The following is a 21,115-nucleotide window of genomic DNA, read 5'->3' as shown; positions in this document are numbered from 1 at the left end:
TTAGTGTTCGACACCCGTCACAAGTAATTTTAAGTACTTTATAGGTAAGACGATATGGACAATATTTTTTATAAATTGCTGATTTAAAATGATAAAAAGATTATCGTTGAGAGAGGTTAAGTGGGAAAAAGCGTGTTTTAGGTAAGTTATTGAGATGAGATAGGAAAAAACCAACTTACCTCGCGGTAAGCTGGCTCATCAATTAGAAGTTATAGAATACAGTAATCCAAGTACTATCTGGTTCATTATCGGTTGTGGTCGCGATAGTTCTTTCAAGGTAGACGCTTAAGCCATGTCCGAACTCAGTCCCTGCACCTAAGTAGACGTGATTAGCGTGGTAATTCTCGTCACCTTTAAGGCGTAAGGAGTCAACCGCAACATAAGGTTGGATTGATTTTAGGAACGGCTTATCAATGTTAAAGGTGTAACCAACGAACTCTTCCAGACCATAGCCGCTACCCGCAAAGTAATGCGAGACAGTATGGTTACGAGTAGAGGGAACGAAGTCTTTATAGTAGCTGGCTGTTGAGGTCAGATACCAGTTACCAGGCTGCCAAGTTAATGCTGTGCCTGAGACTTGCTGATTATAGCCTTTTTGCGTGGTGCTATTTTTCACATTAGCTTCAGTGCTGCTGTAAGCCGCTGCCCAAGATAAGGTCGGCATAATGGCGTAGTCAAAACCAAAGCCTGCACCATGATTACGGCGGTAAGAACGGCCAGTACCGCTACCATCGTCTTTTTGATCTTCAGGCAGAAGATAGTTAGCGGAAACAGTAACCGGTCCAAAAGTATTTTTATACAGGATGCTATTTTTAGGCTTATTCGCGCCATCATAGTCACCATTAAATCCAATACCTGTCGCGCCCGCATGACCATCGTTATCCCATACGTCACTTTTGATCCCGACTACAGAGTAGTAGATACCATATTGGTGACCGTAAGTTAGGGTACCGTAGCGATCATCTTTGAAACCTGCATAAAGTTGGCGCTGACGGTCACGTAAGGAGCCAGGCTCGTAGTTTCCTTTCATACCTAAGAAGTGCGGAACGTTGAATCCCCACTCGTAGTAGCCAATAACGGAGGTATGGTCAGTTAATTTATAGTCAGCACGAAAACGTACACGTGAGCCACCATCGTGACCGCGTTTGTTGGATTTATTTGCATCAGGGCCGTTGGTAAAAACCCACTCAGGACGGATACTGCCGCCAACTTGCAAACTTAAAGGGGCTAGCAAAGAATTACTTTGTGGATTCTTGTCCAAAATAGTAATTTCTGCGTGTGAAGGTGCGGCAATTGCCAATGCTATCAAACTGCCACCGAAGGCGATAATGTTATGTTTGTTCACCACTTCCTGTCTCCATAGCGATACTATATTCATAGAGTTAATCGTTAAACCACGCTTATCAGCAGGTAAAATACGCCACTGACTCGGTTTTATTGTTGTTGTACCGATTTGTTTAGAACTTACCCCAAGAACATAACGTTAGAACAGTAAATGATGCAACAAGATTTTTTGACATAAAGTGGCATTTACATATTATCTAATTGATTTAAATAGGTATTTAATTTAAAGAAATGTAAAGCTATTATAAATATATGATGTTCGTCACTATTCATTGAATACGTAGTGTTTTATTGGAATTTTGTATGGATAGATTTTTTTGTCGAGAGGAGTGAATTTTTTTTAGATCTAGACAATATGAGGGGGTGTTAATTCGGTGAGTATGCGCCCGCGTAAGTGGCAGATGCAAGACTAATCTTGTAAAAAAAGCCTATTGTGAAGTGGCACATTCACTGGATTGGATTCTGTCGGTATTTTTGCCTCAAGTGTTAGTGGAAGCACCGTTATTTCCTTTCTAAACAATATTCACTTTCAAGTTGTTGACTAATTCTCCCCGCATAACTAAGAAAACCTAGCCCAACTAATCCGTTATCATCGTAGCTATCCTACCCGTTTCCTGTTTGATAAGCGTTCAGTCACTTCCTTCGATAATCATTCACTCCATTTTTCCGGTCGAAACACAGATATCCGAAATGAGTAGGGGGCTATGGGCAAGGTTTTTGATGGGGGAGTGAAGGGCTGCCAGCTACTACACACTCGATCAATAATTATTCAGATCGCACATATAGTTAATATAGTTATAGTAACCATAGTTATTATTATCTCAATTAAACAAATTACCCTTTTTACAATCGAGGACATGATCATGAAAACCTTAAAAACTCTCGCGTTAGCCTCTGCTACAGCCTTATCTTTACTTTCATTTGGTAGTTTTGCGCAAAGCGTTTCAGTCACCGATTCAACGCTTGATGGTGCAGAGTCTCAGATTGCTGCGATGGCACATCAAACCGGAAGTCAGTATAGAATTACGGGCGCGAGTTCAAATAACTTTGTGCGTATGACCGCAGAGATTAACAGCGCACCCTCACACGGATTGAAAAACTAAGGCATCCTTTAGTCATCTCCGACCTTAACGACCTTTGATACCCGCAAGATTAGGCCACAATAAGTCACCACCACCGAAGCGTGCGTGCTTCGGTGGTGGCCTAAGTCCCTTCCTCTGTCAAGCAAGCGTTAGTCTGTAAGACATTCCTTATATCTGGGCGATCACACTAAAAATGTAACCCTTCAGATCAATATTTCTTGGTCAGTCAGTAGTCATAACGGCTTTCATTAGCCTTTCTACCCTGTAATAAACACCTCACTAACCCTATATCGATGGCTTACCTGATTGGGCTATACACACATTGTGTCAGTATCGCCCCATATGGTCGAACAACATCTAAGCATACCTTGCCTAGCGTGATGGCTGTTTGAAATCGCAGTCAATATTTACCCGAGAGACTGGTGTTAATTGCTGACCCACAGGAGAAGGTGGTGCTATTAATATAATGATAGAGATAAAATGATTTTTTGAAGTGAAGTCCTCCACAACTAATCAAGGAGACATTGATAGTGCATAGTGAGTATTATATGGATATATTAAAAACAATTTTGATACCTATTGTTATTTATACCTTAAAACGTTTATCAAAGCTTCAGATCTTCAAAAGCTACCGAAGTCTCCCTTTGACTGATAAGAATGAATTAATCCTATTAATATATAAAGATGCAAAGGCTTGTTACGATGGTTATATTATTAAAAATAAATTATTGAAGTATGGAATTAGATATAGCCCACAGTTTATGAGAAATCTTTTTTATTATACCTATAAGAATGAAATCCGTGCTGACAACAAGGGGTTTTCCGGGTTTTTATCGTTACCAGGAATGTTTTTTTGTGGTGACGATGGTAGTGTTAGATTACAGAAAGGTATTTATTTTATTAGTATTGTAGTCTTTGTGATGAGTATTTACTTACTATACCCTGCGGGGTCTTTACTCTATAATTCGATCGTAATTTTATCAGATTCCATACTGGATAGAGACTATTTTTTATCATTCCTGCAAGTTATACAGTTGATAGTCGGTATTATTGGCTTGGGGATGTCTGTATTAACTCTTTATTTATTTTTTAACCGGGTTTTTCCTGCTTTTGAATTCATAAAGTGTTACCAATGCGTCTGGGAAAATAGAGATGTGTACGATGTGGGTGAACAGAACTTGCAGTGTGGTAACAAGCTCACGAAGCGAATTACCAAGGGGCGTTTTCAATAATGTCGTGAGTGAGGGTTAAGCTGTCAAATAATCCAAAAAGGAGGCTTAAGCCTCCTTGCATGGTTTTAAACTCTTCCCCCAACCCCTTTAAACTTTTCAACAAATGCTGAAAGCTTCTGAAAAACGACTTGTTTCTTCGTCTTATATAGAGGGTTCAAGGGGCTAAGTTTAGGTAATGTTTCATTAAGCGCGGTGCCATTGTCCGTTGCAAACTCACGTTTAAGTGAAGAGGTGATATAACGCCTTACGGCATCTTCGTTGAGGTTCTCTTCTTTGATCAGGGTATCCACTTCCACTTGTAATGCTTGCTGTGCAAAGGTGTAGAAACTTTCAACCACGGATTCTTTATTAGGTAAGTTGTTAATATTGATTTTCTCAATAAAATCGACCATTAACCCTTCTTTGGCGCGATTTCCGGCATTAGAGCGGATCAGACGTTTCACTTCTTCTTTGACCGTCGTTTTGTTAGCGTGCTTTTTGTTGTACTCGAAGAGCAGTTCAAGAATGTAATCGAGATTAATTTCCTGAGACTTCAGCAAGTCAACTTCAAACACCACATCATCCCAGCTCAGCGAACTCTTATCTTTCGCCTCTGACTCACGCTCACGGCGTTGCCAGTCACGTATATCGTTATAACTGGAACGGTAGTCCTGTACTTTACGCTCTGCAGGTAAGCGTATCGTCTGTAGTTCAGCTAACTTTTCATCGTCAAGGTAGTGTTCTGCTTTAAACGCTTCTACGGTTTCAAAATCACTCAGATTAATTGACTGTAGGGCTTTTAAGGTGGCAAATTCATCGTAGTTTTGCAGCACGTTCTCGGCTCTCAGGTATTCGCCGAATAACTTAACAAAGGCTTTCTTCTCTTTCTCTGAGGTAATGTTAGCGGGGTCAGGGAAACGCGTTTCAAGCTCACTCACAATATCCATAAAGCCCCGTCGAGCTTCACCCGTGATGGCATCGGTAAAGCCGTTCATGTACTCGCTATAGCTCTTTTCCATCACGACGCTTTTGGTATTACTCTTACCAAACAGGGTAATCGCATCGATGGTCGCTTGCTCTAAATCACGAAAGGTCACGATGTTGCCAAAGGTCTTGGTGGCATTGTAGATGCGGTTGGTACGGGAGAAGGCTTGTATTAAACCGTGATAGCGTAGCGGTTTATCGACAAATAAGGTATTCAGTGCTGGCGCGTCGAAACCGGTCAGGAACATTCCGACCACAATGAGCAAATCGACTTCTTGAGATTTTACCCGCTTAGCGAGGTCGCGATAGTAGTTCTGGAAGCTATTACCCTCAGTGCTAAAGTTGGTCTTAAACCGTGCGTTGTAATCACCTATCGCCGCCTCCAAAAACTCTCGTGAGCTTTCGCTCATCTCTGACACGTCAAAGCTTTCATCATTAATATCACCAATCGCATCCTGCTCTTCATTGGCGGCAAAAGAGAAGATGGTGGCAACGGTCAACGGTTTGTAACGGGCATCCTGTTCAGAAGATTGATCTTGAATCGTTTTAAAGGCTTGGTAGTAGGCTTTCGCTGCCTCGACACTGCTCACCGCGAACATGGCATTAAAGCCCTTGGCGCTGGTGAAGGCGCGGTGCGTTTTTTGCCGGAAGTTTTTTAAGATGTATTGGGTGACTTCAGCGATACGCATGGGATGTAACAGCGCATGTTTATTTTCGGCAGCGCTGATTTTCTTCTCATCAGTTTCCATCTCTAACGCTTTAAACTGCGGACGCACATCGTTGTAGTCGACCTTGAACTTTAGGACTTTCTCATCACGGATCGCATCGGTGATGACATATTCATGTAAAGCATGGCCAAATACTTGGGCAGTCCCTTCAGCACCCTGTGAATTGATACCGGCAATGATCGGCGTACCAGTGAATCCGAATTGTAAGAAACGTTTAAATTTTTTCTTCAGGTTCTTCTGAGCTTCACCAAATTGGCTGCGGTGACATTCATCAAAGATAAACACCACTTGTTTCTGGTAGATCGGCAGATCGGCTTCGCCTTTCATCAGGTTATTGAGCTTCTGGATGGTGGTGACAATAATTTTGTTATCGTCTTTATCCAGATTGCGTTTCAGTCCTGTGGTGCTGTTTGAACCATTAACACTATCAGGGGAGAAGCGTTGATACTCTTTCATGGTCTGATAGTCGAGGTCTTTACGGTCAACCACGAAGAAGACTTTATCAATGAAATCTAGCTCAGTGGCGAGACGTGCCGATTTAAAGCTGGTCAGTGTTTTTCCTGAACCGGTTGTGTGCCAGATAAAACCGCCACACTCGGTTTGACTCCATTTCTTCGTTTGATAGGCACTGTTAATCTTCCAAAGAATACGCTCGGTCGCCGCTATCTGATAGGGGCGCATAATCAGAAGGGTATCACTGACATCGAAGACGCTGTAGTTGAACAGCACATTGAGTAAGGTATGTTTTTGGAAAAAGGTAGCGGTGAAGTCTTTGAGGTCTTTAATCAGGCTGTTATCTGAACGCGCCCAGTTCATGGTGAAGTCGAAGCTATTCTTATCACGCTTGGTGGTATTGGCAAAATAACGTGTATCGGTGCCATTCGAGATAACAAATACCTGCAAGAATTTAAATAACGAGTTGTCGGTATTAAAACTCTCTTTACTGTAGCGGTGTATCTGGTTAAACGCTTCACGGATAGCCACACCACGTTTTTTAAGCTCGACTTGCACCAACGGCAAACCATTAACCAATATTGTCACGTCATAGCGATTGGCGTGTATACCGGTTTGTTCAAACTGCTGAATCACTTGGACTTTGTTACGTATCAGATGCTTTTTATCGATCAGGGCAATATTTTCCAAACGACCATCATCAAAAATAAAGTCGTAGATAGAGTTATCGTGAATTTTGCGGGTTTTATCGATAATCGAATCACTTGGGTTATCGAGGTATTCTTCCGTAAAACGACGCCATTCGCTGTCCGTGAAAGTGACGTTATTCAGGGCTTGTAGTCGATCTCTGACATTGGCCAGCATCGCCTGCTGCGAGTTGAGAGTAGGGATAAATTCGTAGCCTTGATTACGTAAATCCTGAAGCAGTTCATGCTCAAGTTCCGATTCACTTTGGTAGTGGTCACCGGTTTCCGATTGCGTGACATACTTATCGAGAATGATAAAGTTATTGGACTCTGCGATGGTTTTTGTTTGCTGTGTCATAGCACATCCTATCGGCTTGTAGGGGTGGCCGGTAGAGGACAATGTGACACAAAGCTACCGGCAAATTATGTTTAATGATTATCGCCCGTCAATAAAAGTGATGCGGGCATTATCATGATCGATTAATAGGTTACTGCTTCAGGTTTTGAAAAGCTAAATAACAGGTCTCGATAATATTCGTATTGCTTCTGGCGCAACTCGATTTCACGAGGGAGACCTTCGGAAATAGAGTTAGTGAGCGTGTCGAATTTATCGAGAATCGAAACTATACGCGATTGTTCTTGTGATGATGGAACTGGTATTAATATTTTCGCTAAATTATCAGCGTTTACACGTCTAACTTTCGTACCAGTGATGTATTGTCGTTTTTGGTTTTGAAATAGCTCTGTCTGGAAAAAATAAGAGACATACTTAGGGTTCAGTGTGTGTTTATAAATACAAGCGTCGCTGCTTATAGCAATATCATTAGTTCCTAACCATGCTACAGCTTTACATACGTCATCATCATTTTCACTGGTTGTTGCAATAACTAGATTTCCTGATTGAGCTTTACGACACTTTTTAGCGAGAGACTCAGATATAAATGTTTTTGTTTTATCTGCAAATGTTCCGTAGTACGTGAATATCTGTCCATAATGGATACATCCAACACCTGATTCAGTGAAGTCTTTCTTTTGCAGACTACCCCCTCGAACAAATTCGCCGATATCTTTTTGCCCCATCGGAAGGTGAGCAACCTCTCCCTCCTTAAAACTCAACAACTGGTCACGATAGTAGTTGTACTGTTTTTTACGTGCGGTAAGCTCAGCGGTAAGCTCAGCGGTAAGCTCAGCGGTAAGGGCAGTAAATTTATCTAAAATACGGACGATTTCAGATTGGATTGCCAGCGATTTTTCTGGGTTATTGGGGCAAGGGATGGGGGCTACAATTTTAGCTAAGTCACCACTTGAAACCCTGCGAACTTTAGCTCCGGTAATATATTTCATTTTTTGCGTCTGAAATATTTCGGACTGGAAAAAGTGGGCGAGATATTTAACATTCTGCTCATGCCGAAATAACATCATATCACCGGAAATAGCAGCATCCTCACCAAGCCATGCTAAGGGCTTTACGACATCGACATCATTTTCAGATGTTGTAGCTAATAGTAAGTCATTTTTTTGAGCTTTCCTCAGCTTATTAGCTAGCTCAGAGGAAACAAAGGTAAATGTTTTATCTGCTGATAATCCATACCTTGTATAAATCTGACCGTAATGTATCGCAGGGAAACCTATTTCGATAAAGTCTTTTTTTTGAAGTCCGTTGCCTCGAATAAAATTACCTATATCTCCCAGAGGTAACCACTCAACCTCAACCCCCTCCAGCAGTTTTTCCAGATAGCTTAGCTCACTCATGCCTGCACCTCAGCACCTTCAATCTCTGCAACAATAGCATCGATATCTTTGCGTAACTGCTCAATTTTACTGACAGTGGTTTTCAGTTCTGCATTGAGTACAGTGATATCAATCACTTCACGAGTGTCTTTCGCTTCCACATAGCTACTGACAGAGAGGTTGTAGTCATTGGCGGCAATGGCATTCATCGGCACAGATTGAGCAAAGTGTTCAGTATCTGCCTTACTCTCGAAAACCTGCATAATCTGCTCAATATGTTCATCGGTCAGAATATTATTATTGGTTTCTTTCTTAAACAGTGCGCTGGCATCGATAAACTGCACACTGGTTTCCGTTTTATGCTTGGACAGCACCAGAATATTAACGGCAATACTCGTCCCAAAAAAAAGATTCGGGGCCAGAGAAATCACGGTCTCAACATAGTTATTATCGACTAAGTATTGACGGATTTTCTGCTCAGCCCCACCACGATAAAAGATGCCTGGGAAACAGACGATGGCGGCACGGCCTTTGGCGGATAGGTAATTGAGGGCATGAAGCACAAATGCGAAATCAGCCTTTGATTTAGGTGCCAGCACACCGGCAGGCGCGAAACGGTCATCGTTAATTAACGTAGGATCATCGCTACCCTTCCATTTCACTGAATACGGTGGGTTAGAGACAATCGCATCAAACGGCTTATCATCCTTGAATTCTGGGTGGGTCAGGGTATTACCCAGCGTGATGTTAAACTTGTCGTAGTTGATGTTATGCAAAAACATATTCATCCGCGCAAGGTTAAAGGTCGTATGGTTAATCTCTTGCCCCCAGAAACCATCTTGAATGATATGGTCATCAAAATGTCTTTTCGCTTGCAGCAGCAATGAGCCTGAGCCGGCTGCCGGGTCGTAGATTTTATTCACTTCGGTCTGACCGTGCATTGCAAGCTGCGCAATTAATTTCGAGACGTGTTGAGGAGTAAAGAACTCACCGCCCGATTTCCCCGCATTGGCTGCATAGTTGGAAATCAAAAATTCATAGGCATCGCCAAACAGGTCTATTTGATGCGCATCGAAATTACCCAGGTTTAATTTTTCAACCCCTTTTAAGACAGCAGATAAGCGGCTATTCTTATCTTTAACCGTACTCCCTAAACGGTTGCTGGTGGTATCGAAATCAGCAAACAGCCCTTTAATATCGGGCTCAGAGGGATACCCCATTGCAGAGCTTTCGATTGCCACAAAAATACTGTTTAAATCGGCGTTTAAACGCTCGTTAGTTTTGGCTTTCGCCGCCACATTGCAGAACAGTTGGCTTGGATAGATAAAATAGCCCTTGGTTCTAATCGCATCGTCTTTAATATCATCGGTAATGACCGAATCATCGAGCGTCGCGTAGTCAATACTGTCGTCGCCACCTTCGATATGATGGGAAAAGTTTTCGCTGATAAAGCGGTAGAACAATGCGCCGAGTACGTATTGTTTGAAATCCCATCCATCGACGGCCCCACGAACGTCGTTCGCAATGGCCCAAATTTGACGATGTAACTCAGCACGTTGTTGTCGACTTGTCATTCACTGTCCTAGATATAAAAGGCAATCCTGAGCGAACACGCGGTTCAGTAGCGAAAAGCGGAACACTAAGAAAGAAATAATGCGAGGGTTATCGAGAAAAAGGGATAACCATGATGGTCTTATTCTGCATAATAATTACCTATTATAAAACACTTACAGGTTAAAAGACGATTATTGTCACAATGCCGCTCAATCATCTTAATTACCTGCCTCCTTAGCTACAGCGTGCTATCCAATACCCTTTAGGCATTGCCTTTGCTGACGTTGATCGTCCTTGTCGCTAAGGACGTTATCGAGCACCGAAGATAAATACAAAGGGGAAGGAGATAATGAGTAGGTTAGAGGATGTTTGAGTGTTAGTGAGGACGTTACAAAATACCCTAAAGTCACCCCCATAAAAAAAGGCACTACTCAATTAAGAATAATGCCTTTCTTTTGAATCAGTTACGAATGAAGATTAGTTCATGCCGTATTTTTTCAATTTCTTGCGCAGGGTACCACGGTTGATGCCCATCATCAGTGCTGCACGAGTCTGGTTACCACGGGTGTACTGCATTACCATGTCCAACAGGGGCTGTTCTACTTCAGCCAGGACCAGTTCATAGAGTTCATTAACATCTTGACCATTTAACTGTGAAAAGTAGTTTTTCAAAGCTTGTTTTACATTATCACGCAATGGTTTTTGGGTGACTTGGTCTTGTGAGTTAACAGTTGAAACGGTCAGTACGTCAGAATTTACGCGTTGTTCGAACATAGTTCTTTGAGCTCTTTTTTTTCGTTTACGCCAGGTTTTCGAAGTATGCTTCCAACGCTTCCAGTTGTTCACTGGCATCCTCTATAGCGTTGAATGAGCGCCGAAACTGGTCATCAGGAGCATGTTCTTGTAAGTACCAAGAGACATGTTTGCGGGCAATACGGTATCCCTTGGCATGGCCATAAAAGCCGTGCAACTCCCGTATATGTCCGATTAGCATTGACTTCACCTCAACGAGTGGCTTCGGTGCAAGTAGCTCCCCTGTGTCCAGGTAATGCTGGATTTCCCGGAAGATCCATGGTCTTCCCTGAGCAGCACGGCCTATCATTAGAGCATCAGCTCCAGTGTAGTCCAATACTGCTCTGGCTTTATGCGGGTCAGTGATGTCTCCATTCGCAATAACGGGAATAGAAACATTCTGCTTAACTGTCCGAATACTGTCGTATTCCGCTTCCCCATTAAACAAGCAGGCACGAGTCCGACCATGAATGGTTAATGCTTGAATACCACAGCGTTCAGCCAATTGGGCAATTTCAACACAATTGCGATTATCAGTATCCCATCCGGTACGAATTTTTAGCGTGACAGGCACGTCAACACCATTCACCACGGCACGTAGAATGGATTCTACAATATCAGGATGTTGGAGTAAGGCAGAGCCTGCCATCTTACGATTAACTTTTTTGGCCGGGCAACCCATATTGATATCAATAACTTGTGCGCCAGAATCAACATTGATTCTTGCTGCTGCAGCCATCTCATCAGGATCACACCCTGCTATCTGTACCGAGCGGATACCCGGCTCGTCACTATGTACCATACGTAGTCGAGATTTATCACTTGCCCACACCTGTGGGTTCGACGACAACATCTCTGACACGGTCAATCCAGCACCATTTTCATAACAAAGCGTACGAAAAGGACGATCAGTAATTCCGGCCATCGGCGCGGCAATCAGGCGATTTCGAAGCTGGTATTGTCCAATGCGCATAGGGTAGAAAGTGGCCTTAAATGTTCGCAAGGCGGCGTATATTACGCATTTTTTCTAGAAGATGAAAGGCCAAACTTTGAACAATTTGTTTTAAAGCCTTTTTTTGTTTTATTCTGCCCTAGGCTAATATGGTTAATAGTTATATTAAACAATGGCTTATATTATTATTTTTGATTTAAATATTGCTACTAAGGGGGGGTAACAGGCGTTCAAAAAGTTATGCCACCCTTACCGATTACGCCATGATTTGCAGTGCCATCCGTCTATTCAACGGTTAATAGGGCGATTATGGTCATGCTGAGCAGTGAGTTGACGCTCGCGAATTGTTGCACGGGAAGTTAACACTCTCTGTTATCACGCGCCAAAGACCCTTTCAGTACAGGGTGGGGTAATGAGTGAACCGTTGAATTGATAACAGCGCTTGGAGGTAGAAGATAATCAGGTAATACCTATGGTTTGACTGAATGATTTCGCTTGATACTTATGCCCTGGGGACTTGGTCAATCACCTCAAGTAACACTTTTTTATTTATTGTCCATGTCAAAAGTATGATTAAACGGCTAAGTGACTCTCAGTTTCTCTGTGTAAAAAAGAGACCTTTTAAGGGAGTATAACGGGATAAAATTTTTCATCTCTCTGCCTGTATTATCGCAGCACTTATAATGCGTGCTGCGATAATATCAGCAAACTTTAGGTAAGCTGGTTGCCCTATAGCACATTAGGCTTACGGCGTATGACGGCGCTTACCGGTAATACGACACCACTCTTCTTTCTCGGCGACCGGGTCTAACACGAAATGTTGTGCGTAGGCTTCGCAAACACTTTCTGCTTGGCTCGCTAAGATACCGGATAAACCGAGTTCCCCCCCGGCTACTGGTAGCACTCGGATTAACGGTGCGAGTTCGCGTAAGGGCCCTGCAAGAATATTGGCGACGACCACATCAGCATGAAGATTTTCTGGTTGCTCATGGGGCAAATAGAGTTCGAGTTTCTCTGCAACGCCATTGCGTTCGGCGTTATCACGGCTTGCTTGAATGGCTTGAGGATCGATATCAATACCGATAGCACGTGAAGCCCCTAATTTTAGGGCGGCGATCGCTAAGATCCCAGAACCACAGCCGAAATCGATCACTGTCTTTCCTTCAAGATCCAATCCATCTAACCAAGTTAAGCACAGTGAGGTCGTTGGATGAGTGCCGGTTCCAAAGGCTAGCCCAGGATCAAGCATGACATTCACCGCGTTTACATCGGGTACATCGCGCCAGCTTGGGCAAATCCACAGACGCTTACCGAAGCGCATTGGATGGAAGTTGTCCATCCATTCACGTTCCCAATCTTTATCTTCGATCTGTTCTATTTTGTGATGGAAATCTTCACCTAACAGTGGGTGGGCTGCCATCATCTTAACGACCGTTGACATATTGGTTTCAGCATCGAACAGGCCAATAATGTCGGTATCTCCCCAGAGGCGTGTCTCACCTGGTAGAGGTTCATAGACCGGATTATCATGAGTATCTTGAAAGGTGACAGACACGGCACCTGTCTCCTCCAAGGCCTCCGCGAGTTGTTCCGCATGGCTTCCAGAGGTATTTATCTTAATTTGAATCCAGGGCATAGCATTTCCATTATTGATTAGGGGTGGCAGGGATGACCTGCTGTCCCACACGGTTCCCGACAACAAAAGCGAGGAAACTCGCGATTAACGCTGGAACGATGGGGTGTAAGCCTACAAGGCGTATTGAAAAACTGGCGAGAAGGCTATAAAGCACGGCACCGACCAACATGCCACTTATTGCACCATAGGCGTTAGCATTACGCCAGTAAAGTCCTAACACCAACGGCCATAAGAATACGGCTTCTAACGCACCGAAGGCGAGTAAGTTTAGCCAAATAATCATTTGTGGTGGATGCCACGCCGCAAGGATCACCGCGACGGCCAACACAAAGGTAAAGCTAACGGAGAGGCGACGCAGATGCTTCTCTTGCGTTGCCGCAGCCGGGCGCAGTCGTAAATAGAGATCCTTTACCAAAGTTGCCGACGCTTGCAGAAGGTGGGCATTGATATTCGACATCATGGCCGCCATTGGTGCGGCGAGAAAGATTCCTGCAGCAAAAGGCGGTAGCACTTTCATCATTAGTGTGGGGATCACTTGATCGGGAACGGTGAGATTAGGCAAAATTACCCGCCCTAGTGCGCCGGAGAGATGCATTCCGAGCATTAAGACGGTCAATAGCGCAGTCCCTAACAAGATACCGCGATGCAGTGAGCGGCTATCTTTATAGGAGATAGAACGTATCGCTGTATTGGGTAAGCCGAGCACACCGAAGCAGACCAATACAGTAAAAGAAATAATAAGACTGGGCGTAATAATATTCCCCGCACCGCGTAATTCAATTAATTGTGGATTAATGAGCTTAAGTTGGTGCACGGCTTGTGCCGTACCGCCTGCAGCATGAATCACGGCATAAAGCAGCAGAAAAGTCCCGACCAACATCACCACACCTTGCAAGACATCATTGAGAACACTTGCTCTAAAGCCGCCTAATGAGGTGTACAACGCAATAATCGCCCCAAAGATTAATAGCCCTTGGGTATAGGGGATACCGACTACGGTTTCCAATAACCGTGCGCCACCGATAAATTGTACCGTCATCACCGCAATAAACGCGACTAATAGTGTGATACTGGCTATCCAGACTACCCACTGGCTGCGGTAATGGGCATATAACATGTCGTTAAGTGTAATCGCTTGATATCGCCTGGCGAGGATGGCAAATTTCTTCCCTAAAACGCCCAGAGAAAGCCATACCGTGGGTACTTGAGCCATTGCAATCATTACCCAACCTAACCCATATTGATAGGCGGCTCCAGGGCCACCAATAAATGAACTGGCGCTGATATAGGCGGTGGTTAATGTCATGGCGAGTAGGAAACCACTCATTGTCCGTCCACCCAGAAAATATTCCGTGAGGAAAGGACCTTTAGCACGCTTCTGCTGCACCATGGCCACGATAGAAATCATGACGACCAGCAGTAGATAGACCATCAAGGGAATGAGCACATGCGTGTTCATTGGTTTAGTCCTCTAAGGGAAGGTCTGCAAAGAGATATCGAACCATCATCCAGCAGAGGAAGATAAATAATGCCGGAGCAAACAAACATGACCATTCAAACCAGCGTGGGAAGCCGAAAATACCTAATTCCTGGCCGCCAGCGTAGGCGGTAGTGATCCACACGACGACCCAACCTACACTTAAAAAGAGAGACCAGCGTGCTTCTTTATGTGCTTGTACAAAACGAGGATCCATCTTTGCCCTCACTGTAGACCAAAGAAAAAGGCCGGTCAGACCGGCCTTAATAAAAGGTTGCTAGGCAATTACTTCTCTTGCAGACCGAGTTTCTTCTCTAAATAGTGGATATTGGTACCACCGTCTTCGAAGTTCTCATCGTTCATAATGCGAAGCTGCAGATCAACGTTGGTTTTAATCCCGTCGATGATCAACTCTGCCAGGGCATTCTTCATCCGCGCAATCGCAACCGCACGTGTTTCTCCATAAGTGATCAGTTTACCGATCATGGAGTCGTAGTGCGGTGGAACGGTATAGCCAGAGTAGATATGCGATTCCCAACGAACGCCAAAACCACCCGGAGAGTGGAAACGGGTAATTTTACCAGGGCTTGGTAAAAAGGTATTAGCGTCTTCGGCATTGATACGACACTCTATGGCATGACCCACCACTTCAACATCTTCTTGCTTGATGCTCAAAGGCAACCCTGCCGCAATACGCAGTTGCTCTTTGATCAGATCGACACCGGTGATCATTTCGGTCACTGGATGCTCTACCTGAATACGGGTGTTCATTTCGATGAAATAGAACTCGCCGTTTTCAAAGAGAAACTCAAAGGTACCCGCACCGCGGTAGTTGATGTCGATACACGCTTTTGCACAGCGGTCGCCGATAAACTTACGTAACTCTGGCGTGATCCCTGGTGCAGGGGCTTCTTCAACAACCTTTTGGTGACGGCGCTGCATTGAACAGTCACGTTCCGCGAGGTAGATGGCTTGGCCTTGTCCATCGGCAAGAACTTGGATCTCGATATGACGAGGGTTCTCAAGATATTTTTCCATGTAGACCATGTCGTTATTAAAAGCCGCTTTGGCTTCCGCACGGGTCATTTTGATGGACGTTTCTAAGTCTTTATCGCTACGTACGACGCGCATACCACGTCCGCCGCCGCCGCCTGAGGCTTTAACGATAATTGGGTAGCCAATACGGTTAGCAATTTGGCGATTTTTATCCATATCGTCGCCCAGTGAGCCATCAGATCCTGGCACACAAGGAACACCGGTTTTTTTCATGGCATTGATCGCTGATACTTTGTCACCCATCAGGCGAATCGTCTCAGCTTTAGGACCAATAAACACAAAACCTGAACGTTCTACTTGTTCAGCAAAGTCGGCGTTCTCAGATAAAAATCCATAGCCAGGGTGAATAGCATCAGCGCCAGTGATCTCAGCTGCAGAAATCAGTGCAGGGATATTCAGATAGCTTTTTACTGATGGTGCTGGACCAATACAGACTGTCTCGTCAGCCATCAGTACGTGCTTCAGCTCGCGGTCAGCGGTGGAGTGAACCGCCACAGTCTTGATACCGAGTTCTTTACATGCACGTAAAATACGCAGTGCAATTTCACCGCGGTTTGCGATAACAATTTTTTCCAGCATAGGGACCTCGTTATTCGATGATGACCATTGGCTCGTCGAATTCCACCGGTTGGCCGCTCTCGATTAGGATCGCTTTCACCACACCTGCTTTATCCGCTTCGATTTGGTTCATCATCTTCATCGCTTCAACGATGCAGAGGGTATCACCGACGTTAACTTTTTGGCCAACTTCGATGTAAGGCTTAGCATCTGGGCTAGGTGTACGATAGAAAGTACCGACCATTGGTGAGCGAACCGTGTGTCCTGTTACTTCAGACGCAGCAGCGACTGGCGTAACAGCGGCATCCGTTGCGGCAGGGGCTACTGCAGCAGCTAATGCTGGAGCAGGTTGCATTGGAGCCGCATAAGCATGTTGCATCATCGGGTAACCGGTATGTGCGGGTGAGCGACTAATACGTACTGACTCTTCACCTTCTGAAATTTCTAGCTCAGCAATGCCTGATTCTTCAACCAGTTCGATTAGTTTTTTAATCTTACGAATATCCATGGTGGGTTCCGTACTCTATATTAATTTGAATTTAACAAGCGTTTTACCGCTGTATGTAAAGCCCAACGATATCCGTCAGCACCGAGGCCGCAGATCACGCCGGATGATATATCTGAAAGATATGAATGGTGGCGGAAAGGTTCACGCGCATGCACATTAGAGAGATGCACTTCAATGAAGGGAACGCTGACCGCTAAAAACGCATCACGAATCGCTACGCTTGTGTGCGTGAAGGCCGCAGGATTGATGATGATGTAATCCACTTTGCCACGGGCAAGATGAATTTGATCGATCAACGCAGATTCCGCATTTGATTGGTAATGACTTAATTGCACATTCAAATCCTGAGCCTGAATCTGCAGTGATGACACGATATCTTCTAAGGTGTCATGACCATATTTTTCTGGCTCCCGTGTCCCCAATAAGTTAAGGTTTGGACCGTTAAGGAGCAAAATGTGAAATTTATTAGCCATCTTGCGGGTATCTCCTGCAATAGTTAAGCACCGCGTAAAATACTCTGCCCGAATCTATTTGTCACCCGTTACACAAAAAAAAAGCCGAATTTAACGTCATTTAGTGATTGAGTCGCGCAATTTTGGCGATTTTAGCCTCTAAAACAGCCAAGTATTGACGCTATTTTAGCGGCGGGTTTCCCATTAATTGTCTACGACGCGAGCTTTCCCGTAAAGAATGTTCCGAAAGATTATGCCTAAAAGTACTTCAATTAAATGAAGTCTAGTGTTTAGAGGTAATTTTATGTTGAATAATTACGCTAAAAGTTGGGCAAATATCACCAAATAAGGGTAGAATCCCCCAGCGTTTATCCATTGCAAAGCGTTGTTGAATTTCTCTGCTATGTAGGCGGAAGAAGAAATAAAGTATAAGTGTTAGATTTTATTTCTCGACGCGTTTTTGCGGAATCAGTATTTTTGGTTAACGAATTGTTTTTTAAAGTATTTGTTCAATCGTTGATGATTAACGAGTACTGAATGTCAATTAACTTAAAGTTTTCACCGAAGCGCCAGATTTTGCGCCTTGTCGCTGCTTCGAGTGGTTGGTAGAGTAGGTGGATTTTATTTCCGCCCCCAGCTTGCAGGATTACCCCCTAGTATGTTTAAAAAATTTCGTGGCATGTTTTCAAATGACCTGTCCATTGACCTGGGTACTGCCAATACCCTTATCTATGTAAAAGGGCAAGGCATCGTTCTGAATGAACCTTCCGTGGTGGCAATTCGCCAAGACCGAGCCGGTTCGCAAAAAAGCGTCGCTGCGGTAGGACAAGGGGCTAAGCAGATGCTTGGCCGTACGCCCAGCAACATTGCGGCGATTCGTCCAATGAAAGACGGTGTGATTGCAGACTTTTTTGTCACTGAAAAAATGCTTCAGCATTTTATCAAGCAAGTTCACAGCAACAGCTTTATGCGTCCAAGCCCTCGTGTACTGGTTTGTGTGCCGGTTGGGGCGACCCAAGTTGAACGTAAAGCCATTCGTGAGTCGGCATTAGGGGCGGGCGCACGCGAAGTCTTCCTCATCGAAGAACCTATGGCAGCCGCAATTGGTGCGGGTCTACCTGTTTCGGAAGCAACAGGTTCTATGGTGGTTGATATTGGTGGGGGCACTACAGAAGTTGCCGTTATCTCACTAAATGGTGTGGTTTATTCTGCATCGGTGCGTGTGGGCGGTGACCGTTTTGATGAAGCGATTATCAACTACGTGCGTCGTAACTATGGCGCGCTGATCGGTGAAGCGACTGCTGAGCGGATTAAGCATGAAATCGGATCGGCCTATCCGGGTGACGAAGTGTTAGAAATTGAAGTCCGTGGACGTAACCTTGCTGAAGGTGTACCGCGTGGCTTTACCCTGAACTCTAATGAAATCCTCGAAGCACTACAAGAACCCCTAACCGGTATTGTGAGTGCGGTAATGGTCGCTTTAGAGCAGTGCCCACCTGAACTGGCATCAGATATTTCAGAGCGTGGTATGGTCCTAACTGGTGGGGGTGCGCTGTTACGTAATCTGGATCGTTTATTGATTGAAGAAACGGGTATCCCTGTCGTCATTGCTGAAGACCCACTGACATGTGTAGCACGGGGTGGCGGTAAAGCACTTGAGATGATTGATATTCACGGCGGCGATCTCTTTAGCGAAGAGTAGCGGTTTATTCGCTGAATAAGAGATCTTGCACTACGCTTTATTCAGCAGAATCACCTTTCCGGCCTTGGGGAGTGCATAGAAACGCGCTCCCTTGTTTTATGTGAAAAACGCGCAGGATTTTATGAAGCCGATTTTTAGCAGAGGCTCTTCTCTGCAGATACGCTTAGTGTTAGCTGTATTGGCGGCTATAGCAGTTATCATTACGGACAGTCATGTTAGCTCCTTTCGAGGGATACGTGATTATCTCGACACCTCAGTCAGTCCGTTTTACTTTATGGCTGATGGCCCTCGTCGTTTTCTCGATAGTACTGCAGACGCACTCACCTCCCGTCAAACCCTCGAGCAAGAAAACCAGGTTCTCCAACGAGAGCTCCGGCTGAAGAACAGCCAGTTACTGCTATTAGGGCAATATCGACAAGAGAATGTTCGCTTAAGGGAACTGCTTGGTTCTCCACTTCGCCAAGATGAACATAAAATGGTGACCCAAGTTATTTCGGAAGCAACTGACCCCTATAGTCATCAAGTTGTGATTGATAAAGGCAGCCGCAGTGGCGTGTATGAAGGACAGCCGGTTATTAGCGATAAAGGCGTCGTTGGGCAGGTGATTGCGGTCGCCCAATTCTCCAGTCGTGTGTTGCTGATCTGTGATGGTTCGCATGCCTTACCTGTTCAAGTTCTGCGTAATGATTTACGTGCGATTGCAACCGGAAATGGGTGTGCTGAGCATTTACAGCTTGAACATTTGACGGGCAATGCAGATGTGAAAGTAGGGGACGACTTAGTGACGTCAGGCTTGGGCGGACGCTTCCCTGAGGGGTATCCGGTTGGTGTTGTTGCCTCCGTAACACCGGATACACAGCGAGCGACGACAGTAATTGAAGTACGGCCTGCGGCGGACTTGCAACGTTTACGCTATCTATTATTATTGTGGAACAATGATAATAAATCGGGCGTATCGGCAACCCCTCAAGAGGTGAACCAAGTGGCTAATGAGCGTTTACAGCAGATGATGCCGCAAATACCGACTCCAGCAGCGACGACACCTGCGCCAATCACACCTCCATCTACGAATACAACACCTGCTGATCGGGCTCCATCGGCCACCAAGCAACCCCTTTCGTCTGGAGGGCGTCCTTGAGTCGCTATCGTAGACAAGGTGGTTGGGTTATCTGGCTTTCATTTGTCATCGCATTAGTATTGCAAGTGATGCCATGGCCGGAACAGTATTATATGTTCCGGCCGTCATGGATGTTACTGCTACTCTTATATTGGATCCTGGCACTACCACACCGCGTTAATATCGGTACTGGTTTTTTCATTGGCATGGTGATGGACTTAGTTTCTGGCTCAGCCTTAGGTATTCGAGCCTTAACTTTTAGCATTATCGCCTACCTGATTGTTTACCGTTTTCAGCTATTTCGAAATTTAGCGCTGTGGCAGCAAGCCGGCGTTGTCGTGCTGTTCTCGTTAGTCAGTGATGTCATGGTTTTCTGGGTACAGTTTATGGTGACAGACATCACCTTCCGCCCAGAAATTTTTATGGGTGCATTAGTCGATGGATTATTGTGGCCTTGGCTATTTTTATTGATGCGTAAGATACGTTATCAATTTTCGATTCAGTAAGGCTGTCTATGACCCCCATTTATCTTGCCTCCGCTTCTCCTCGTCGTGCCGAACTGTTAACACAATTAGGAGTGCCGTTCACTCGCTTGATCACTGAGGTCATTGAGCAACGAAGGGTCGACGAGTTACCGCTCGAATACGTGACACGGTTGTCGCAAGATAAAGCGCTGGCTGGGGTCAAGATAGCCCCGGATAATAAACCGGTGCTGGGTGCAGATACCATTGTCGTTATCGGCGATCAAGTTTTAGAAAAACCGTTATCGCCAAGCCATGCCTTTGACATATTGACTCAACTATCAGGCCGCTCTCATCGGGTGATAACAGCCGTAACGCTGGCGGACCGGCACACAATAAAAACGCTTAGTGTACAAACGACGGTGACATTTTGTTCCTTAACGCCAGAGCGAATTAATCAGTATATCGAGACACAAGAACCAATGGATAAAGCGGGTGCTTATGGTATCCAAGGGATGGGTGGAAATTTTGTCCGTGAGATTCAGGGCAGTTACTCTGCAGTGGTAGGCCTGCCGCTGGTGGAAACCTACGAACTACTGACTGACTTTCAATCCTACCGATAGCGATAAGG

At 44.8% G+C, this 21,115-nt stretch carries 18 protein-coding genes; 6 read left to right on the top strand and 12 right to left on the bottom strand.

What is annotated here, in order from left to right; all coding sequences use genetic code 11:
- Positions 1–202: 202 nt before the first annotated feature.
- On the bottom strand, positions 203–1,345 hold the full coding sequence (locus HH682_RS09610; RefSeq protein ID WP_338049332.1) for a porin: 1,143 nt from the start codon (positions 1,343–1,345) through the stop codon (positions 203–205).
- Positions 1,346–2,207: 862 nt separating this feature from the next.
- Between HH682_RS09610 and HH682_RS09605 the strand changes: the two genes are divergently transcribed.
- Both HH682_RS09605 and HH682_RS09600 read left to right on the top strand, forming a co-directional pair.
- The gene (locus HH682_RS09605) at positions 2,208–2,447 is read left to right on the top strand and encodes a DUF1471 domain-containing protein (RefSeq protein ID WP_092670971.1); all 240 of its coding nucleotides are present in this window, start codon (positions 2,208–2,210) and stop codon (positions 2,445–2,447) included.
- A 527-nt stretch (positions 2,448–2,974) separates the two neighbouring features.
- Positions 2,975–3,658, top strand: a complete 684-nt coding sequence (locus HH682_RS09600) for a hypothetical protein (RefSeq protein WP_214237346.1) — start codon at positions 2,975–2,977, stop codon at positions 3,656–3,658.
- 65 nt (positions 3,659–3,723) lie between these two features.
- Here the strand turns inward: HH682_RS09600 and HH682_RS09595 are convergent, their stop codons facing one another.
- From HH682_RS09595 to aroQ, 11 genes are all read right to left on the bottom strand, one after another.
- Entirely contained in the window at positions 3,724–6,846 is a 3,123-nt protein-coding gene (locus tag HH682_RS09595; RefSeq protein ID WP_214237345.1) for an HsdR family type I site-specific deoxyribonuclease, read from the bottom strand.
- A gap of 122 nt (positions 6,847–6,968) precedes the next feature.
- Positions 6,969–8,240 carry a restriction endonuclease subunit S gene (locus HH682_RS09590; protein ID WP_214237344.1) on the bottom strand — a complete coding sequence of 424 codons (1,272 nt, stop codon included), beginning with the start codon at positions 8,238–8,240 and terminating at the stop codon, positions 6,969–6,971.
- Complete coding sequence (locus tag HH682_RS09585; RefSeq protein WP_214237343.1) at positions 8,237–9,793, bottom strand: type I restriction-modification system subunit M; 1,557 nt, start codon at positions 9,791–9,793, stop codon at positions 8,237–8,239. The genes HH682_RS09590 and HH682_RS09585 overlap by 4 nt, the downstream gene beginning before the upstream one ends.
- A 457-nt stretch (positions 9,794–10,250) precedes the next feature.
- Positions 10,251–10,547 (bottom strand): DNA-binding transcriptional regulator Fis, encoded by a 297-nt coding sequence (fis, locus tag HH682_RS09580; RefSeq protein ID WP_048912826.1) that lies wholly within the window; start codon positions 10,545–10,547, stop codon positions 10,251–10,253.
- Between the two features lie 25 nt (positions 10,548–10,572).
- A complete protein-coding gene (gene dusB, locus HH682_RS09575) occupies positions 10,573–11,538 on the bottom strand; it encodes a tRNA dihydrouridine synthase DusB (protein ID WP_092671054.1) in 966 nt (321 codons plus the stop codon).
- Between the two features lie 724 nt (positions 11,539–12,262).
- A complete protein-coding gene (prmA, locus tag HH682_RS09570; protein WP_214237342.1) occupies positions 12,263–13,153 on the bottom strand; it encodes a 50S ribosomal protein L11 methyltransferase in 891 nt (296 codons plus the stop codon).
- A gap of 10 nt (positions 13,154–13,163) precedes the next feature.
- The gene (gene panF / locus HH682_RS09565) at positions 13,164–14,612 is read right to left on the bottom strand and encodes a sodium/pantothenate symporter (RefSeq protein WP_214237341.1); all 1,449 of its coding nucleotides are present in this window, start codon (positions 14,610–14,612) and stop codon (positions 13,164–13,166) included.
- Between the two features lie 4 nt (positions 14,613–14,616).
- A complete protein-coding gene (locus tag HH682_RS09560) occupies positions 14,617–14,847 on the bottom strand; it encodes a DUF997 family protein (RefSeq protein ID WP_214237340.1) in 231 nt (76 codons plus the stop codon).
- 68 nt (positions 14,848–14,915) lie between these two features.
- Positions 14,916–16,265 carry an acetyl-CoA carboxylase biotin carboxylase subunit gene (gene accC / locus HH682_RS09555; protein WP_214237339.1) on the bottom strand — a complete coding sequence of 450 codons (1,350 nt, stop codon included), beginning with the start codon at positions 16,263–16,265 and terminating at the stop codon, positions 14,916–14,918.
- Between the two features lie 10 nt (positions 16,266–16,275).
- Entirely contained in the window at positions 16,276–16,752 is a 477-nt protein-coding gene (gene accB, locus HH682_RS09550) for an acetyl-CoA carboxylase biotin carboxyl carrier protein (RefSeq protein WP_214237338.1), read from the bottom strand.
- 20 nt (positions 16,753–16,772) lie between these two features.
- The gene (aroQ, locus tag HH682_RS09545; RefSeq protein ID WP_214237337.1) at positions 16,773–17,225 is read right to left on the bottom strand and encodes a type II 3-dehydroquinate dehydratase; all 453 of its coding nucleotides are present in this window, start codon (positions 17,223–17,225) and stop codon (positions 16,773–16,775) included.
- Positions 17,226–17,862: 637 nt separating this feature from the next.
- Here aroQ and mreB point away from each other — a divergent pair.
- From mreB to HH682_RS09525, 4 genes are all read left to right on the top strand, one after another.
- Entirely contained in the window at positions 17,863–18,906 is a 1,044-nt protein-coding gene (mreB, locus tag HH682_RS09540; protein ID WP_214237336.1) for a rod shape-determining protein MreB, read from the top strand.
- A 121-nt stretch (positions 18,907–19,027) separates the two neighbouring features.
- The gene (gene mreC, locus HH682_RS09535) at positions 19,028–20,044 is read left to right on the top strand and encodes a rod shape-determining protein MreC (RefSeq protein ID WP_214237335.1); all 1,017 of its coding nucleotides are present in this window, start codon (positions 19,028–19,030) and stop codon (positions 20,042–20,044) included.
- Complete coding sequence (mreD, locus tag HH682_RS09530; RefSeq protein WP_214237334.1) at positions 20,041–20,529, top strand: rod shape-determining protein MreD; 489 nt, start codon at positions 20,041–20,043, stop codon at positions 20,527–20,529. Before mreC ends, mreD begins: the two co-directional genes overlap by 4 nt.
- 8 nt (positions 20,530–20,537) lie before the next feature.
- A complete protein-coding gene (locus HH682_RS09525) occupies positions 20,538–21,107 on the top strand; it encodes a Maf family protein (RefSeq protein WP_214237333.1) in 570 nt (189 codons plus the stop codon).
- Positions 21,108–21,115: the final 8 nt, after the last annotated feature.

The sequence above is a fragment of the Rosenbergiella gaditana genome (genome assembly GCF_018494065.1).
GTDB lineage: Bacteria > Pseudomonadota > Gammaproteobacteria > Enterobacterales > Enterobacteriaceae > Rosenbergiella > Rosenbergiella gaditana.
The sequence above is the reverse complement of the archived record's forward strand: the minus strand, read 5'-3'. Positions and strand labels throughout refer to the sequence as shown.